The 15114-nt window shown below is 70.5% G+C and carries 18 protein-coding genes and 1 pseudogene; 5 read left to right on the forward strand and 14 right to left on the reverse strand.

The window, feature by feature from the left end; genetic code table 11:
* Positions 1–362: 362 nt before the first annotated feature.
* The 6 genes and pseudogenes from CWN80_RS07610 to CWN80_RS07630 form a co-directional block, all read right to left on the reverse strand.
* Positions 363–1151, reverse strand: a complete 789-nt coding sequence (locus CWN80_RS07610; RefSeq protein ID WP_007926563.1) for a putative hydro-lyase — start codon at positions 1149–1151, stop codon at positions 363–365.
* The gene (locus CWN80_RS07615; protein WP_337590134.1) at positions 1144–1812 is read right to left on the reverse strand and encodes a 5-oxoprolinase subunit C family protein; all 669 of its coding nucleotides are present in this window, start codon (positions 1810–1812) and stop codon (positions 1144–1146) included. The genes CWN80_RS07610 and CWN80_RS07615 overlap by 8 nt, the downstream gene beginning before the upstream one ends.
* Before the next feature lie 64 nt (positions 1813–1876).
* Positions 1877–2101 (reverse strand): annotated as a pseudogene (locus tag CWN80_RS16005) (urea amidolyase); the annotation flags it as partial.
* The gene (locus tag CWN80_RS07620; RefSeq protein ID WP_007926569.1) at positions 2026–2640 is read right to left on the reverse strand and encodes a 5-oxoprolinase subunit B family protein; all 615 of its coding nucleotides are present in this window, start codon (positions 2638–2640) and stop codon (positions 2026–2028) included. The pseudogene CWN80_RS16005 and the gene CWN80_RS07620, both read right to left, overlap by 76 nt.
* Entirely contained in the window at positions 2637–3407 is a 771-nt protein-coding gene (locus tag CWN80_RS07625; RefSeq protein ID WP_007926571.1) for a LamB/YcsF family protein, read from the reverse strand. Before CWN80_RS07625 ends, CWN80_RS07620 begins: the two co-directional genes overlap by 4 nt.
* Before the next feature lie 38 nt (positions 3408–3445).
* Positions 3446–4705 carry an NRAMP family divalent metal transporter gene (locus tag CWN80_RS07630; protein ID WP_007926573.1) on the reverse strand — a complete coding sequence of 420 codons (1260 nt, stop codon included), beginning with the start codon at positions 4703–4705 and terminating at the stop codon, positions 3446–3448.
* A gap of 132 nt (positions 4706–4837) precedes the next feature.
* On the opposite strand from CWN80_RS07630, the gene CWN80_RS07635 reads away from it, so the two are divergent.
* Entirely contained in the window at positions 4838–5524 is a 687-nt protein-coding gene (locus tag CWN80_RS07635; RefSeq protein ID WP_128277089.1) for a GntR family transcriptional regulator, read from the forward strand.
* Between the two features lie 9 nt (positions 5525–5533).
* Here the strand turns inward: CWN80_RS07635 and nhaA are convergent, their stop codons facing one another.
* From nhaA to CWN80_RS15955, 4 genes are all read right to left on the reverse strand, one after another.
* Positions 5534–6814 (reverse strand): Na+/H+ antiporter NhaA, encoded by a 1281-nt coding sequence (gene nhaA / locus CWN80_RS07640; RefSeq protein WP_040881051.1) that lies wholly within the window; start codon positions 6812–6814, stop codon positions 5534–5536.
* A gap of 64 nt (positions 6815–6878) precedes the next feature.
* Positions 6879–7049 (reverse strand): hypothetical protein, encoded by a 171-nt coding sequence (locus tag CWN80_RS15355; protein ID WP_007926578.1) that lies wholly within the window; start codon positions 7047–7049, stop codon positions 6879–6881.
* 79 nt (positions 7050–7128) lie between these two features.
* Positions 7129–8550: an MFS transporter gene (locus CWN80_RS07645; RefSeq protein WP_007926579.1), complete on the reverse strand. Its 1422-nt coding sequence runs from the start codon at positions 8548–8550 to the stop codon at positions 7129–7131.
* Between the two features lie 119 nt (positions 8551–8669).
* Positions 8670–8966 carry a DUF6328 family protein gene (locus tag CWN80_RS15955; protein ID WP_272948433.1) on the reverse strand — a complete coding sequence of 99 codons (297 nt, stop codon included), beginning with the start codon at positions 8964–8966 and terminating at the stop codon, positions 8670–8672.
* A 67-nt stretch (positions 8967–9033) separates the two neighbouring features.
* Between CWN80_RS15955 and CWN80_RS07650 the strand changes: the two genes are divergently transcribed.
* Positions 9034–9303 (forward strand): DUF7218 family protein, encoded by a 270-nt coding sequence (locus CWN80_RS07650; RefSeq protein ID WP_007926580.1) that lies wholly within the window; start codon positions 9034–9036, stop codon positions 9301–9303.
* Positions 9304–9386: 83 nt separating this feature from the next.
* On the opposite strand, the gene CWN80_RS07655 is transcribed toward CWN80_RS07650, so the two are convergent.
* The 4 genes from CWN80_RS07655 to CWN80_RS07670 form a co-directional block, all read right to left on the reverse strand.
* Entirely contained in the window at positions 9387–9776 is a 390-nt protein-coding gene (locus CWN80_RS07655; RefSeq protein WP_007926581.1) for an ectoine synthase, read from the reverse strand.
* Between the two features lie 46 nt (positions 9777–9822).
* Positions 9823–11103 (reverse strand): diaminobutyrate--2-oxoglutarate transaminase, encoded by a 1281-nt coding sequence (gene ectB, locus CWN80_RS07660; RefSeq protein WP_007926583.1) that lies wholly within the window; start codon positions 11101–11103, stop codon positions 9823–9825.
* 53 nt (positions 11104–11156) lie between these two features.
* Positions 11157–11663 carry a diaminobutyrate acetyltransferase gene (gene ectA / locus CWN80_RS07665; protein ID WP_007926585.1) on the reverse strand — a complete coding sequence of 169 codons (507 nt, stop codon included), beginning with the start codon at positions 11661–11663 and terminating at the stop codon, positions 11157–11159.
* A 133-nt stretch (positions 11664–11796) separates the two neighbouring features.
* On the reverse strand, positions 11797–12924 hold the full coding sequence (locus CWN80_RS07670) for a MalY/PatB family protein (RefSeq protein WP_128277090.1): 1128 nt from the start codon (positions 12922–12924) through the stop codon (positions 11797–11799).
* Positions 12925–13004: 80 nt separating this feature from the next.
* Here CWN80_RS07670 and CWN80_RS07675 point away from each other — a divergent pair, with 80 nt between their 5' ends.
* Genes CWN80_RS07675 through CWN80_RS07685 form a run of 3 tightly spaced genes read left to right on the forward strand, consistent with a single transcriptional unit; the run spans position 13005 to position 15102 of the window.
* Positions 13005–13994, forward strand: a complete 990-nt coding sequence (locus tag CWN80_RS07675) for a DUF881 domain-containing protein (protein ID WP_128277091.1) — start codon at positions 13005–13007, stop codon at positions 13992–13994.
* Positions 13991–14323 carry a small basic family protein gene (locus CWN80_RS07680; protein WP_007926593.1) on the forward strand — a complete coding sequence of 111 codons (333 nt, stop codon included), beginning with the start codon at positions 13991–13993 and terminating at the stop codon, positions 14321–14323. The genes CWN80_RS07675 and CWN80_RS07680 overlap by 4 nt, the downstream gene beginning before the upstream one ends.
* Positions 14320–15102: a DUF881 domain-containing protein gene (locus CWN80_RS07685; RefSeq protein ID WP_007926596.1), complete on the forward strand. Its 783-nt coding sequence runs from the start codon at positions 14320–14322 to the stop codon at positions 15100–15102. Before CWN80_RS07680 ends, CWN80_RS07685 begins: the two co-directional genes overlap by 4 nt.
* Positions 15103–15114: the final 12 nt, after the last annotated feature.

A 15114-nucleotide genomic window follows, 5' to 3' on the forward strand; every position in this document is an offset into this window, starting at 1 on the left:
GGGACCAGAATCATGCAAACCATGCATCCCGTGACGTGTTCTGCATGATCTGACCCCGGAATCACGCGGAATCCGGCTTGGTCGGAGCCGTTTGGACGCCTGGGGGTCAAGGGGTCGCAGGTTCAAATCCTGTCAGCCCGACCGTGTGATGTCTCAGGACATCGTCATAGCCGGACCTACGTTTCGTAGGTCCGGCTCTTACCTTTTCGGCGGGTGTGCGGGTCCCGTCAGCCCGGAGCTGAGTGCCGGTGCCCGGTGGCGTTGCGGTCGCCTGGTCCCCCTTCTCCGGGCAACCAGGTGGCACCAACGCCGCCGGGCGACATGGCCCGATCGCAACCGTGGGCGGCCGAGTGCCAGTCGGCTCAGGGCACGAGGTAGTCGCTGTCGAGTGCGTCGGTGATGGCCATCATCCCGGGCGCGTGCCCGATGGCGAAGGGGGGACGAGACTCCATGATCGCTGCCTGCGGGGTCACCCCGCAGGCCCAGAAGACCGGGACCTCGCCCTCGTGCACCGGCACCGGGTCACCGAAGTCGGGCGCCGCCAGGTCACGGATTCCCAGGGCGGCCGGGTCGCCGATGTGGACCGGGGCACCGTGCACCGCCGGGTAGCGCGAGGTCACCCGCACGGCGGTGGCCACCTGCTCGGCGGGCATCGGTCGCATCGACACCACGAGCGGGCCGCCGATCGATCCGGCCGAGCGGCACGGACGGTTGGTGCGGTACATCGGCACATTGTTGCCGGTCTCGATGTGCCGCACCGGCGCACCGGCCTCGAGCAGGGCCGCCTCGAAGGTGAAGCTGCACCCGATGAGGAAGGCGACGAGGTCCTCGCGCCACAGGTCGCGCACGTCGGTCACCTCGTCGACGAGCTCGCCGTGCTCGTACACGCGGTAGCCCGGCAGGTCGGTGCGCAGGTCGCCGTCGAAGATCTCGCAGGCCACCTCGCCCGGCTCGGTGACGTCGAGGACGGGGCAGGGCTTGGGGTTGCGCTGGGCGAAGAGGAGCACGTCGTAGGCCTGCTCGCGGGGGACCGCGATGAGGTTGGCCTGAGTCCAGCCGGCGCTCCAGCCGGAGGTTGGGACGGACAGCCCTGCGCGAAACCGGGCGCGGGCCTCCTCGGGGATCAGGGTTGCCGGGTCGAGGTCAGCCATGGTGGGTGCTCCCTTCGAGGACGAAGCGCATGTGCTGCCCGGGTTGTGCCTGCGCGGCACGCCCGATGTCGGCGGTGACGACGACCCCGATGACGGGATAGCCGCCCGTCACCGGGTGGTCGGCGAGGAAGAGGGTCGGCTGACCGGTGGGCGGCACCTGCAGGGCGCCGGGCACCATCCCTTCGCTCTTGAGCTCGCCCTCACGGGCCCGCTCCAGCCGCGGTCCGGACAGTCGCATGCCGACGCGGTCGCTCTCGGAGGTGACCTCGTAGGTGCCGCCGAGTAGGGCCTCCACGGCGCCGGGGGCGAACCAGTCGTCGCGGGGTCCGCGCACGATCCGCAGCCGCACCTCGCCGGTGGTCGGTGCCGCGACGGGCGCCACGTCGACGAGCGGCACGCCGGAGGGTGCCCCTCCCACGGGCAGCACGGTGCCGGGCGAGGGCACGGCCGGGCCCAGCCCGGCGAGGGTGTCGGTGGATCGTGAGCGCAGCACCGGCTCCACGTCGATGCCACCGCGCACGGCGACGTAGCTGCGCAGGCCGGCTGTCGCCGCCCCCAGCCGAAGGGAGGCCCCGTCCGGGAGCCAGGTCACGGCTGCGTGTCCGACGGGCCGCCCGTCGATGGTCATGGGCGTCGTGGCACCGGTGACGACGACCCACATGCCCCCCGCGCGCCCGCACCTCCAGCCCGCCGAAGGTCACCTCGAGGGCGGCCGTCGCCTCCGGGTTGCCCAGCAACCGGTTGGCGAGGCGCAGCGAGCCCGGGTCCGCGGCCCCGGAGCGGCCCACGCCGAGCCCGGCGAGCCCGACCCGGCCCAGGTCCTGGACTGTCGTCTGCGGCCCGGTCGCGACGACCTCCAGCGCCCGCGGGGCGCTCACGACGTCACCTCGACGTAGCGCACGGTGGTGCCGGGCACGAGCAGCGCGGGCGGCTCGCGCCCGATGTCCCACACCTCGAGTGACGTGCGACCGATGAGCTGCCAGCCCCCCGGGGACTCCCGGGGGTAGACGCTGGCGAACTCGCCGGCGATGGCCACCGAGCCCGCCGGGACCCGGGTGCGCGGGTTGTCGCGGCGGGGGACCCGCAGCCGATCGTCGCCGCCGACCATGTAGCCGAAGCCCGGCGCGAAGCCGCAGAAGGCGACCGTCCACGGCGTTGCAGTGTGCGCCTCGACGACGCCTCGCTCACCCAGCCCGGTCAGGCGACCGACGTCGGCCAGGTCCTCCCCGTCGTAGACGACAGGGATCTCGACCTCACCGGCGGCGGCCCGGCCGTGGGTGCCCACGGTCAGGGTGGACACGGTGCGGGACAGACGCTCGACGGCGGTACGGGCCGGGTCGAGCGTCAGCAGGAGGGTCGCGGCGGCCGGCACCATGTCGACGACCCCGTCGGGCAGGTCCTCGTCGAGCTGGGCGTAGAGCGAGAGGACCTCCTCGAGGTCACCGAGCTCGACGAGCAGCGCGGTGTCGCCGGCGGGCAGCAGCTTCATGCGGCCTCCCCGACGAAGGGGGTGAGCCGCACCCCGGCCTCCTCGAGACCGGCACGCACGCGCCGGGCGATCTCGACGGCACCGGGGCTGTCGCCGTGCACGCACAGCGACCCGGCCGGGGCCGGGACCACCGTCCCGTCGACGGCGACGACCTCTCCCTTCGTCGCGATGCGGACGCACCGCTGCGCGATCTCGTCGGGGTCATGGAGCACGGCGTCGGCCTCGCGTCGCGAGACGAGGGTGCCCTCGGGGGTGTAGGCCCGGTCGGCGAAGGCCTCGCCGACGGTCGTCAGACCGGCCTCGCCGGCGAGCCGCAACCAGGCCGAGCCGGGCAGGCCGAGGACCGGCAGCGTCGGGTCGTACTGCACGACGGCCGCAACGACCGCGGCGGCCTGCTCCTCGTGGTGGACGATGGCGTTGTAGAGCGCGCCGTGGGGCTTGACGTAGCGCACCCGCGTCCCGGCGACCTTGGCGAAGGCCTCGAGCGCGCCGATCTGGTAGAGCACGTCATCGGTCAGCTCGGCCGGCGCGATGTCGATGAAGCGCCGGCCGAAGCCGGCCAGGTCGCGGTAGCCGACCTGGGCCCCGATCGCGACGCCCCGCGCCGCCGCACCCTCGCAGCTGTGCCGCAGGGCCGTGGGGTCGCCCGCGTGGAAGCCGCACGCGACGTTGGCGCTCGTCACGACGTCGAGCATCGCGTCGTCGTCGCCGAGGGTCCAGCTGCCGAAGCTCTCGCCGAGGTCGGCATTGAGGTCGATCTGCATCATCTGCTCCTGTCGTCGTACGTCTCGGCCGGTGTTGCGGCTCACTGCTCCCAGAGGTCGAGGATCCCGCTGAAGGACTCGTAGCCGAGGTAGATCGTCAGCAGCCACACGGCGAGCCCGACGTAGGCCAGGACCTTGGGGTAGCGGTAACCGCCGAGCAGGTCGCGGCGCATGAGCGCCACCCAGATGAGGATGCCGAAGCCGAAGGGGAGGATCAGGCCGTTGAGCGCACCGGCGAGGACGAGCAGCGTCGCCGGGGTCTGCCCGAGGGAGAGGTAGATGGCTGCCGAAAAGACGATGAAGCCGATGACGACCCACTGCGCGTGCCGCTTGATCGTCTCGCTGAAGGTCGTCAGGAAGCTGACCGAGGTGTACGAGGCGCCGATGACGCTCGTGATGCTCGCCGCCCAGAGGATGACGCCGAAGATGTGCAGCCCGACCGTGCCGAGCGCCGACTCGAAGGCCACAGCGGGCGGGTTGTCGACGCCGACGAGGTTGACCCCACCGACGACCACGCCGAGGATCGCGAGGAAGAGCAGCGCCCGCATGACACCGGTGACGAGGATGCCGGTGATCGATCCGCGGCTGATCTCGGCGACGCGCTCGGGGCCGGTGATGCCGGAGTCGACGATGCGGTGCGCGCCGGCGTAGGTGATGTAGCCGCCGACGGTGCCACCGATGAGGGTGGTGATGATGAGGAACTCGACCTTGTCGGGCATGACGGTCTGCTTGAGCGCCTCGCCGTAGGGCGGCTCGGTCGCGACGGCCGCATAGGCGACCATCGCGATCATCAGCACACCGAGGACGACGACGATCCGGTCCATGGCCACCCCGGCGCGCTTGCTGACGAAGATACCGATGGCGACGAGCGCGGAGATCGCACCGCCGATCTTGGCGTCGACGCCGAGCATGGCGTTGGCACCCAGTCCGGTGCCGCCGATGTTGCCGATGTTGAAGACGAGCCCGCCGAAGACGACGAGTCCGGCGAGCACGTAGCCGAAGCCGGGGATGACCTTGTTGGCGAGGTCCTGGGCGCGCAGACCGGAGACGCCGATGACGCGCCAGACGTTCAGCTGCACGGCGATGTCGACGATGATCGAGATGACGATCGCGAAGGCGAAGGCGGCGCCGAGCTGGGCGGTGAAGACGGTGGTCTGGGTGATGAAGCCCGGGCCGATCGCGCTCGTGGCCATGAGGAACATCGCCCCGAGGAGCGCGCCCTTCGTGGCCGTCGCGGCCGTGCCGGGCGGTGGCACGACCGATCCGTCGCCGCGGGTGTCGGGGCTGGGAGCCTGCGTCATCGGGGTTCTCCTCGTCGCTCACGGGACCACCTCGGTGTGCTCCCGATGACCCAAAGTAGCGATTGTTCAACAATCCGGCAATACCCTCGTCGGCTACAGTCGCGGCGTACCGGTGACGAAGGGGTGGACGGGATGACGCAGGACTGGCTCGCAGCACTCGAGGCCGAGCGGGGGTCGATGGGCCGCGCGAGCGCCAGCGAAAAGGTGGCGGATGCGCTGCGCACCCGGATCATCGAGGGCGACCTGCCGCCGGGGACCCGCCTGTCCGAGGAACGCATCGGGGGCGCGCTCGGCGTCTCCCGCAACACCCTGCGCGAGGCCTTCCACCTGCTCGGGCACGAGCGTCTCGTCGTCCACGAGTTCAACCGCGGCGTCTTCGTCCGCACGCTCGGGGCCGACGACGTGCGCGACCTGTACGCCTTCCGGCGGATCCTCGAGACGGCGGCGGTGCGCCGGCTCGCCGCGACCGGAGGCGACCTGTCCGGCGTCCGGGCGGCCGTCGACGAAGGGAGACGCGCCGCCGCGGCCGAAGACTGGCGTGGCCTCGGCTCGGCCAACATGCACTTCCACCGGGAGCTGACCCTCCTGGCCGGCAGCCGCCGCCTCGACGACGCAATGCGACAGGTGCTCGCGGAGATGCGCCTCGTCTTCAGCACGATGGACGACCCGCGCACCTTCCACGAGCCCTACCTCGCGCACAACACGGTGATCGTCGACCACCTCGAGGCCGGGCGCCACGATGCGGCGGAGCAGGCCCTGGGCGAGTACCTCGACCAGGCCGAGGCCCAGCTGCTCAGCGCGCTGAGGGCCTCGGCCTGATCCAGCTCGTCAGCTGGCGGTGGCCCCCGCTGCGTGCGCGGCGCGACTGCGGACGGCGAGGAAACCACCACCGACGACCGCCGAGACGAGCGAACCCAGCAGCACGCCGATCTTGACGTGCTCGTCGGCGACGCTGGCCGTGCCGTAGGCGAGCTCGCCGACGAGGAGCGAGACGGTGAAGCCCACGCCGGCGACGAAACCCATGCCGATGATGTCCGGCCAGCGCAGGCTCTCGTCGAGCTCGAAGGCCGGCAGGCGACTCAGCGCGAAGGACGTCAGAGTGATGCCGACCGGCTTGCCGATGACGAGGCCCGCGATGATCCCGAGGGTGATCGGGTCCTGCAGGGCCGTGCGGAAGCCCTCGAGCCCGCCGACGGTGACGCCGGCCGAGAAGAAGGCGAAGACCGGCACGGCGACGAGGGTCGTGAAGACCCCCCACTGGTCGGCCAAGTAGGCCGTCAGACCGTCGTAGACCGGGGTCCCGTCCTCGTCGGTCGAGCTCTGCACCCGAGCCCGCTGGGTGGCGACGACGGGTACGGTGAAACCGAGCAGCACGCCGGCGACCGTGGCGTGGATCCCCGATGCGTGCACGAGCGCCCAGGTCAGCACGCCGAGCGGCGCGAGCAGCCACCACGTGATGACGCCGCGCTGCACGAGCACCGCGAAGACCGCGAGGGGCACGAGGGCGAGCAGCAGCCACTGCAGGTGCAGGCCCTGCGTGTAGACCACGGCGATGATCGTGATGGCGATGAGGTCGTCGACGATCGCGAGGGTGAGCAGGAAGACACGTAGCGCCGGGGGCAGGTAGCGCCCGACCACGGCCAGGACCGCGACCGCGAAGGCGATGTCGGTCGCGGTCGGGATGGCCCACCCGCGCATCGCGCCCTCCGAGTCGGACGAGACCGCGATGCCGGCGAAGATCAGGGCCGGCACGGCGACACCGCCGAAGGCAGCGGCGATGGGCAGGGCCGCCTGCCGCGGGTCGCGCAGCTTGCCCGCGACGAACTCCTCCTTGAGCTCCAGCCCGACGACGAAGAAGAAGATCGCGAGCAACCCGTCGGCGGCCCACTCGCCGATCGTCAGGTCGAGGTGCAGGGCGTGGGGGCCGATGGTGAAGTCACGGACCGAGGTGTAGAGGTCGGTGGCGGGGGAGTTGGCCAGGAGCAGGGCCACGACGGTGGCGACGAGCAGGAGGGCGCCGCCGACGGCATCGCTCTGGGCGGTGGCGTGCACGCCGCGCCACAGCTCGTGGGGAGCCAGACGGCTCGTGGATCGGGGGGACTGGGACATGGGTGGGACCTGTCTGGTGGAGGAGAGGTGGGCTGCCTGTCGGCGCCCGTCGTCGCAGGGCGCCTCAGCCGCTCGGCGGAGGGCAGCCAGCGATCTCCCCGTGCGCATTGGTGCCCCACGTGCTGATCCAGCCGTTGGTCCCGGGGTGACGCACCGTGCGCATGTGCGCACGCATCCGGGCCGCCTGGGCCAGCAGGCGGGGGTGCGCAGCGTCGCGTGACTCGGGACCGTTCACGGGGTGAGTCTAGAGAGCGACGAAGGGAGGTGAGCGGCGGACTCGCCGCGGTCACCTCCCTTCGTGCTCGTGCCTCCGGTCAGCGACCGCAGGCGTCCAGCGCCGCGGACTCCTCGGCGATCGCCTCGGAGCCGTAGTCCTCCGGCTCCGACTCCGGGATGTCGCGCCCGTGCAGCGAGGCACCGGCGGTCTCCTTGAAGAAGAGCATCGCGATCATGCCGATGACGCAGGCGCCCATCATGTAGGCCGCCGGGAACTCGAGGAAGCCGGTGCCCTCGACGGCGGCCTCGTTGACCGAGGCCGCCGTGCCACCGAAGGCGGCCGTGAAGACGTTGTAGGTCACGGCGAAGCCGGCGAAGCGCACGTGCGCGGGGAACATCGCGGGGAAGGTCGCCGAGATCGTCGACAGCTGGGGGATGTACAGCAGACCCAGCACCGCGAAGCCGACCATCGCCCCGACGAAGCCGGTGCCCATGAGGAAGTACATCGGCAGCGCGAAGACGAAGAGGCCGATGAGCGAGAACCACCACATGGGGCGGCGTCCGACGATGTCGGAGAAGTGCCCGGCGAGGGGGATGAGCATCATCATCAGCACCTCGCCGACGATGATGACGACGAGCGACTCGGTCTCACCCATGCCGATCTTCGTGCCGAGGTAGGTCGGCATGTACGTCAGCAGGGTGTAGTTGACGACGTTGAGCGGGATGACCAGGCCGGCCATCGTCAGCATCGGCTTCCAGTACTCGACCATGAGGTCGCGCAGACCCTTGGTCGCGGAGTCCTCGCTCTCGCCGGCCTCGTCGAGCTCCTCGTAGACCGGGGTCTCGTCGAGCTTGGAGCGCAGGTAGAGGCCGATGGCACCGAGCGGGCCGGCGACGAAGAAGGGCAGACGCCAGCCCCAGTCCTCCATGGCGGCCTCACCGAGGACGAGCTGGAGGACGAGCACGATGCCGGCACCGAGGGCGAAGCCACCGAGCGTGCCGAACTCGAGGAAGCTGCCGTAGAGGCCGCGTCGCTTGTCCGGGGCGTACTCGGCCATGAAGGTCGCGGCGCCGCCGTACTCACCACCGGTCGAGAAGCCCTGGATCAGGCGCAGGATGATCAGCAGGATCGGCGCGCCGATGCCGATCGTCTCGTAGGTGGGCAGCAGACCGATGCAGAAGGTCGCGGCCGACATCATGATGATCGTCATCGCGAGGACGCCCTTGCGACCGAGCCGGTCGCCGAGCGGGCCCCAGAAGAAGCCGCCGAAGGGACGGGCGATGAAGGAGACGGCCAGCGTGGCGAGGGTCAGCAGCGTCTCGTGCTCGCCGGGGAAGAAGTGGTGCCCGATGTACGTCGCGACGACGGCGTAGGCGCCGTAGTCGTACCACTCGGTGGCATTGCCCATCGCGGAGGCGGCGACGGCCTTGCGGATCGTGGGACGGTCGGGCAGGTCCTCGAAGGCCACGCCCTCCGCGCCTTCGGACGCGGGGTCACCCGCGGTGTTCTGCGTGCTCATGGATCTCCTAGGGTTTGATCTTTTCCGCGCAGGCGCGGCTTGGCACGTTGCTCGACGTTACGGAGATCCACTTCCTGCCGCCATCCGAAACGCCGTGACCAGCGGGTGGAAGCGGTGTCTCAGGTTCCGGATTGCGGGTCCTTGCGACGCCACCTGAAGACCCGGCGGTGGATCGCGATCGGCGCGACGAGCGCGGTCGTCGTGGCGGTCGCGAGGAGGACGAGCACGAGGTAGAGGCCGCGCTGGAAGGAGTCCCGGCACCCGGCGAGTGCAGGATCCTCGAAGAAGGCCCTCCTGCAGGTCGACGGCGCGCACGGCCGTGCGCTCGAGGGGTGCCTGCCACGGAGCGTGGTCGGCGTGCGGTCCGGCTGTAGAGTCGTCCATGCTGCCCATCTACCCCATCGCAGGTGGATCATGCCGCCCGGTGCATGTCACGCGGGGCGGGGGTAGGAGCGTCTGACGTGACCACGAGAGGAGCACACCATGCCCGAGCGGACACCAGGCCCGAGCGTCAAGGACGACGAGCTCTACGAGGAGCTGCGCGACGACGGAGCGAGCAAGGAGAAGGCCGCCAGGATCGCCAACGCCGCGGCCAACAGCTCACGCTCCGAGGTCGGGCGCCGCGGCGGAGAGTCCGGGTCGTACGACGACTGGAGCGTCGACGAGCTGCGCGAGCGCGCCAGAGAGCTCGAGATCGAGGGGCGGTCGTCGATGGACAAGGCCGAACTCATCAACGCTCTGCGTCACCACTGATCCCGTCCTCGTCGGGAGAGCGCGAAGGGGGGCGGACCGCACCGGGTCCGCCCCCCTTCGCCCGGCCGTTGCCGGGGGAGTGCTCAGTCCTCGGTGAGGACCGGGTACACGCCGTTTTCGTCGTGGACCTCACGACCGGTGACCGGCGGGTTGAAGACGCACGCGCAGTGGATGTCCTCCTCGACGGTCACGGTGTGCTTGTCCGCGTCGTCGAGCATGTACATGACACCCGGCTCGAGGATGTACTCCTCGCCGGTGTCGCGGTCGAGGAGCGTGCCCTTGCCCTGGTAGACGTAGACCGCCTCGACGTGGTTGGCGTACCAGAACTCCGAGGACGTCCCGGCCTTGAGGATCGTGATGTGGAAGCTGAAGCCGACCTTGTCCTTGGCCAGCACCATCCGGCGGCTCTGCCAGTTGCCGTGAGTGACGTCGTACTCGGTCCCGTCCAGATCGTTGACGTTGAGGACCTTCATGCGGATCTCCTTGTCTCGTGGTGCAGTTCGGTGGGGCGAAGGGGGGTCAGGCGCCGGTGCGAGCCGGCGCGCCGAGGACCTCGCGGGCCGCGTCCTCGAGCTGGTCGAGACCCGCAGCCATCTCCTCCTCGGTGATGGTCAGCGGTGGCATGACCTTGACGACCTCGCTGGACGGACCGGAGGTCTCGACGAGCAGCTTGTGGGCGAAGGCCGCCTTGGCGATCTTCTCGGCGACCTCCTTGTCGGCGAAGGCGACACCGGAGAGGAGGCCGCGACCACGCAGCTCGCTGCCCTCGGCAAGGCCCGCGAGGACCTCGAGGCGCTCGCGCAGCTGGGCCGTGCGCTCGGCGACGTTGCGCTGCAGCGTGTCGTCGGTCCAGTAGGTGCGCAGCGCCGTGGTCGCGGTGACGAAGGCCGGGTTGTGGCCGCGGAAGGTGCCGTTGTGCTCGCCGGGCTCCCAGTCGTCGACCTCGGGCTTCATGAGCGTGAGCGCCATCGGCAGGCCGTAGCCGGAGATCGACTTGCTCAGCGTGATGATGTCGGGGTCGAGGCCGAAGGGCTCGAAGGAGAAGAAGGTGCCGGTACGGCCGCAGCCGGCCTGGACGTCGTCGATGATGAGCAGGACGCCGTGCTCCTTGCACAGGCCCTCGAGCTCCTTGAGCCACTCGCCCCGGGCCGCGTTGAGGCCGCCCTCGCCCTGGACGGTCTCGACGATGACCGCGGCGGGCAGGTTGTGACCAGAGCCGCTGTCGGCCCAGATGCGCTTGAGCCAGGCGAAGTCGGAGGTCTCGCCGACGATGTAGTCGTCGTAGGGGGCCGAGGTCGCGTGGTAGAGCGGCGTGCCGGCACCGGCCCGCTTGAAGGCATTGCCCGTCACGGCGAGCGAACCGAGCGTCATGCCGTGGAAGGCATTGGTGAAGGAGACGATCTCCTCGCGCCCGGTCACCTTGCGCGCGGTCTTCAGCGCCGTCTCGACGGCATTGGTGCCGGTCGGGCCGGGGAACTGGATCTTGTGGGTCATGCCGCGCGGCTCGAGGATGACCTCGGTGAAGGTCTCGAGGAAGTCGCGCTTGGCCTTGGTGTGCATGTCCATCGAGTGCGTCACGCCGTCACGGGTGACGTAGTCGAGGAGAGCCTGCTTGAGCACATCGTTGTTGTGCCCGTAGTTGAGTGCGCCTGCACCAGAGAAGAAGTCGGTGTAGACCTCGCCGTCCTCGGTGGTCTGGTGCACGCCCTTGGCCGTGTCGAAGACGACCGGCCAGTTGCGGCAGTAGGAGCGCACCTCGGACTCGCGCTGGGTGAAGATCTCGGTGGCGGGGTTGGTCATGTCAGGGATCCTTCCTCGAAGGGAGTGTGTGGGGAGCTGTCGTGGCGGCCGGGTCAGAACGGTCCGATGCGGTGCAGCACCTCCGGGTCGTGCCCTTCGTCGGGGAAGTGGGCCTTCACGAAGAGGTCGGTCTCCTCGTGCTGTGCGTCACGAATGCGGGCGAAGCGGGCGAAGAGAGCCCGGGAGGCCGCGTTGTCGTCCGTGATGGTCGTCTCGAGCATCGTCACGTCGGGGACCTGCTCGGCCAGGTGGTCGAGCATGCGGCCGGCCAGCCCGTGGCCTCGCTGGTCGGCGTCGACGGCGACCTGCCAGACCATGAGCGTCTCGGGGGAGTCGGGCCGGACGTAGCCGCTGACGAAGCCGACGACGGCACCGTCGCGCTCGGCGACGACGCTGGTCGCGGCGAAGTCGCGGGCCCACAGCAGGTAGGCGTACGACGAATTGAGGTCGAGCGTCTGCGAGTCACGGGCGACGCGCCACATGGCACCACCGTCCTCGACGGTCGGCCGTCGCAGGACGAAGGGGGAGTCGGTCGAGTGCGGGTCTGGGTCAGCGGTCACCTGTTGCAACCTAACGTGACCAGCCCACAGATCAAGTCAGCATGCCCCAAGGTGGGCGAATTCGCTTGTGCCACAAGAGGGTTCGTCGATTCGTGATCCCGACCACCCGGGACGAAGGGGGGAGTGGCCCCCGTCACCCGGTGGCCGCGGCGACCCGATCGACGGCCTCGGTGAGCAGCTCGGGAGAGGTCGCGAAGTTCAGCCGGGCGTGGCCCTCGCCGGCTCCGAAGGGGAGGCCCGACATGAGGGCGACCTTCGCCGTCGTCGCCAGGTGACGCGCCGGGTCCGGCCCGAGGTCGAGGGCCCGCAGGTCGAGCCAGGCGAGGTAGGTCGCCTCGACGGGTCGCCAAGTGGCTGCCGGCAGGCGCTCGGCGAGGAGGCGGGCGAGCAGGGCCCGGTTGGCATCGAGGTCGGCGATGAGGTCCGCGAGCCAGTCGCGGTCCTGCTCGAGGGCGACGGTGTGCAGGCGCACGGCCAGGTGGCTCGTGCCGTAGGGCAGCCCGTCCGGCAGGGCGGCGACGACGTCCCCGGCGGCGGACCCACTGACGATGCCGGCCGCCTTGACCCCGGGGAGATTCCACCCCTTCGCCGCGGAGAAGACGGCGAGCCACGACTGGGTCTCGGGCAGGGCCAGCGCAGGAGTCCAGGTCGCCCCCGGCAGGACGAGCGGAGCGTGCACCTCGTCGCACACGACTCCCACGCCGTGCCGGTCGGCGACCTGGGCCACCGCGCGGAGCTCATCCGGCGTCGGGACCGTGCCGGTGGGGTTGTGGGGGTTGGCGAGGAGGAGCGCGCCCCGCCCTTCGCGCCCCATCGCCTCGTCGAGCGCTGCAGGGTCGAGCCGGCCCGTCGGGCCGAGGGGCACGGTCACGAGGCGACGCTGCGACTCGAGCACGGTCGAGTGGAAGGGCGGGTATACGGGGACGGTGATGTACACGGGGTCGCCCGGTCTCGTCAGCGCGCACATGGCCGCCCGCATGCCTGTCATGACGTCGGCGACCGGGCGGGTCAGCGCCGGGTCGACCGCGGCCCCGTGCTCGGCGTAGAAGGCGGCGACCGCCTCCATGTACGCGGCGTTGACGGGGTAACCGGTGTCACCGTCACGGGCGATCCGGCTCAGCTCCTCGACGACCGCGGGGGAGGGCATGACATCCATCTCGGCGATCCACAGCGGCAGCACGTCGGGGGCGTACTGCCGCCACTTGATACTCGTGCGCCGGCGCAGGGTGGTCTCGTCGAGGGTGAGCAGGCGTGGTCCCATGCCTCCACTCTGGCACCCGGTGCACCGCCTACGCTGGACCGGAGGCCCGTGGCCGTCGACATGATCGGAAGGAGTGACACGTGCGCCCAGACCTACCCGACGAGGCACCGGAGACGCGGGTGGACTCCGACGACCTCGGCGAGGGCGAGGACGAGTACGCCGACGCATCCGGTGTCGCTCACCCGCCGCCACGCCGAGACGCCTCCATGACCCTGCTCACGTCGATGCTCGAGCGTCCACTCGACCCCGGGTACCAGGCCGCCGCCGACCGACGGGTCGCACGTGGGCTGCCGGCGAGCGCCGGGAGCAGGCGGTGGGTGCTCTTCAGCTGGCTCCTCGTCATCGGTCTGGTCGTCGGCATCAGCACGGCCGAGCTGCGCGGGCGCGACGGGGCACGCGCTGCTGCACGGGCGGACCTGATCCGCCAGATCGAGGACCGTCAGGCCAGCGTCGAGACCCGCGACACCCGTGCGCGAGCCCTCCAGCAGGAGGTCGACACGGCGACGGCCCAGCTCGACCCGGACCTCGTCGGGACCCAGCGCGAGGAGCTCGACGCCCTGCGGGTGGAGAGCGGCCTGGCCGCGGTGCAGGGGCCCGGTCTGCGGATCACCCTCGACGACGCCCCCGGCGCCCAGCGCAGCGCTGACGGCGACCCGCGGACGGGTACCGATGCCGAAGGGAGGGTCCAGTCCCGCGACATGCAGATCATCACCAACGGTCTCTGGGCCTCGGGGGCGGAGGCGATCACCGTCAACGGGCAGCGACTGACCTCCAGGACGGCCATCCGGTTCGCCGGCGAGGCGATCCTCGTCAACTTCCGACCGCTGACGCGGCCGTACACCATCGAGGCGATCGGCGACCCCACGCAGATGCAGACCCGCTTCGCCGAGGGCAGCGCCGGCTCGTACCTCACCGGCCTGCGCAACAACTACGGCATCCAGACCTCGCTGACCGCGCAGCAGGAGCTGGACCTGCCGAGCGCCGTCAACGTCAGCACCCGGCTGGCCGACGTCATCCCGCGCGGTGGCACGGTGCCCGAGGAGACCCCACTGAAGAAGGAGACCAAGTGATCCCCGCCCTAGGACTCGTGGCCGGGATCATCCTCGGTCTCGTCCTGCAGCCCGACGTGCCGATCTGGATGCAGCCCTATCTCCCGATCGCCGTCATCGCTGCGCTCGATGCCGTCTTCGGTGCCGTCCGGGCCACGCTCGACGGGATCTTCGACGACAAGGTCTTCGTCATCAGCTTCCTGTCCAATGTCGTCGTGGCCGCCTTCATCGTCTTCCTCGGTGACCAGCTGGGCGTCGGGTCGCAGCTGTCGACCGGCGTGGTCGTCGTCCTCGGTGTCCGGATCTTCTCCAACGTCGCCTCCATCCGGCGACACCTCTTCAAGGCATGACGGGCTCGCGGGACGAGGCCGACGAGTCGGCCCCGGAGCAGCTGTCGGTGAGCGCGTGGCGGCGGGTCTACCTCATGGCGCGGCCCCGAGCGACCCGGGCCAATGCCTTCGCCCTCCTGCTCGCCTGCCTGCTGGGATTCGCCATCGCCACGCAGGTCCGCCAGACGCAGGCCCAGGGGTTGGAGGACCTGCGCCAGGACGAGCTCGTGCGCATCCTCGACGACGTGACCCAGAACGGCGCACGGCTCGACGACGAGATCGCCGAGCTCGAGGCGACCCGTGACGGCTTGGCCGACAGCGACGCCACCTCGCCGGAGGCGATCGCCGCGGCACAGGAGCGTGCCGACACGCTCGGGATCCTTGCGGGCACCGAGCGCGCCACGGGTCCGGGGATCCGTCTGCACATCGAGGACGGCGACGGGCAGGTCGACGCGGCGGTCCTGCTCGACACCATCCAGGAGCTACGCGATGCCGGCGCCGAGGCCATGCAGATCGGTGGCGTGCGCATCGTCGCCAGCACCTGGTTCAGGGACGCCGACGGTGGCGTCGAGGTCGACGGCACCACCGTGACCGGCCCCTTCGACATCATCGTCATCGGGGACCCGCAGACGATGAGCTCGGCGATGGAGATCCCGGGCGGCGTCTCGGAGTCGGTCCGCAGCAAGGGCGGCGACGTGACGATCACCGAGTACCAGTCGATCAACGTCGAGGCGTTGCACACCGATTCGTCACCTCGTTACGCTCAGCCCGTCCCGGAGCCGACCGACGGCTCGAACTGATCCGGGCTCGAT

This window comes from Janibacter hoylei PVAS-1 (assembly GCF_004025845.1).
Classification (GTDB): Bacteria; Actinomycetota; Actinomycetes; order Actinomycetales; family Dermatophilaceae; genus Janibacter; species Janibacter hoylei.

Excerpts from the sequence above, each read along its gene's own strand:
- CWN80_RS07670 (WP_128277090.1), bottom strand. The coding sequence starts at position 12,924 with ATGGGACCACGCCTGCTCACCCTCGACGAGACCACCCTGCGCCGGCGC.
- CWN80_RS07685 (WP_007926596.1), top strand. The coding sequence starts at position 14,320 with ATGACGGGCTCGCGGGACGAGGCCGACGAGTCGGCCCCGGAGCAGCTG.
- CWN80_RS07610 (WP_007926563.1), bottom strand. The coding sequence starts at position 1,151 with ATGGCTGACCTCGACCCGGCAACCCTGATCCCCGAGGAGGCCCGCGCC.
- CWN80_RS07650 (WP_007926580.1), top strand. The coding sequence starts at position 9,034 with ATGCCCGAGCGGACACCAGGCCCGAGCGTCAAGGACGACGAGCTCTAC.
- nhaA (WP_040881051.1), bottom strand. The coding sequence starts at position 6,814 with ATGTCCCAGTCCCCCCGATCCACGAGCCGTCTGGCTCCCCACGAGCTG.
- CWN80_RS07645 (WP_007926579.1), bottom strand. The coding sequence starts at position 8,550 with ATGAGCACGCAGAACACCGCGGGTGACCCCGCGTCCGAAGGCGCGGAG.
- CWN80_RS07630 (WP_007926573.1), bottom strand. The coding sequence starts at position 4,705 with ATGACGCAGGCTCCCAGCCCCGACACCCGCGGCGACGGATCGGTCGTG.
- CWN80_RS15955 (WP_272948433.1), bottom strand. The coding sequence starts at position 8,966 with ATGATCCACCTGCGATGGGGTAGATGGGCAGCATGGACGACTCTACAG.
- CWN80_RS07620 (WP_007926569.1), bottom strand. The coding sequence starts at position 2,640 with ATGAAGCTGCTGCCCGCCGGCGACACCGCGCTGCTCGTCGAGCTCGGT.
- CWN80_RS07615 (WP_337590134.1), bottom strand. The coding sequence starts at position 1,812 with ATGTGGGTCGTCGTCACCGGTGCCACGACGCCCATGACCATCGACGGG.
- ectB (WP_007926583.1), bottom strand. The coding sequence starts at position 11,103 with ATGACCAACCCCGCCACCGAGATCTTCACCCAGCGCGAGTCCGAGGTG.
- CWN80_RS07655 (WP_007926581.1), bottom strand. The coding sequence starts at position 9,776 with ATGAAGGTCCTCAACGTCAACGATCTGGACGGGACCGAGTACGACGTC.
- CWN80_RS07625 (WP_007926571.1), bottom strand. The coding sequence starts at position 3,407 with ATGATGCAGATCGACCTCAATGCCGACCTCGGCGAGAGCTTCGGCAGC.
- CWN80_RS07635 (WP_128277089.1), top strand. The coding sequence starts at position 4,838 with ATGACGCAGGACTGGCTCGCAGCACTCGAGGCCGAGCGGGGGTCGATG.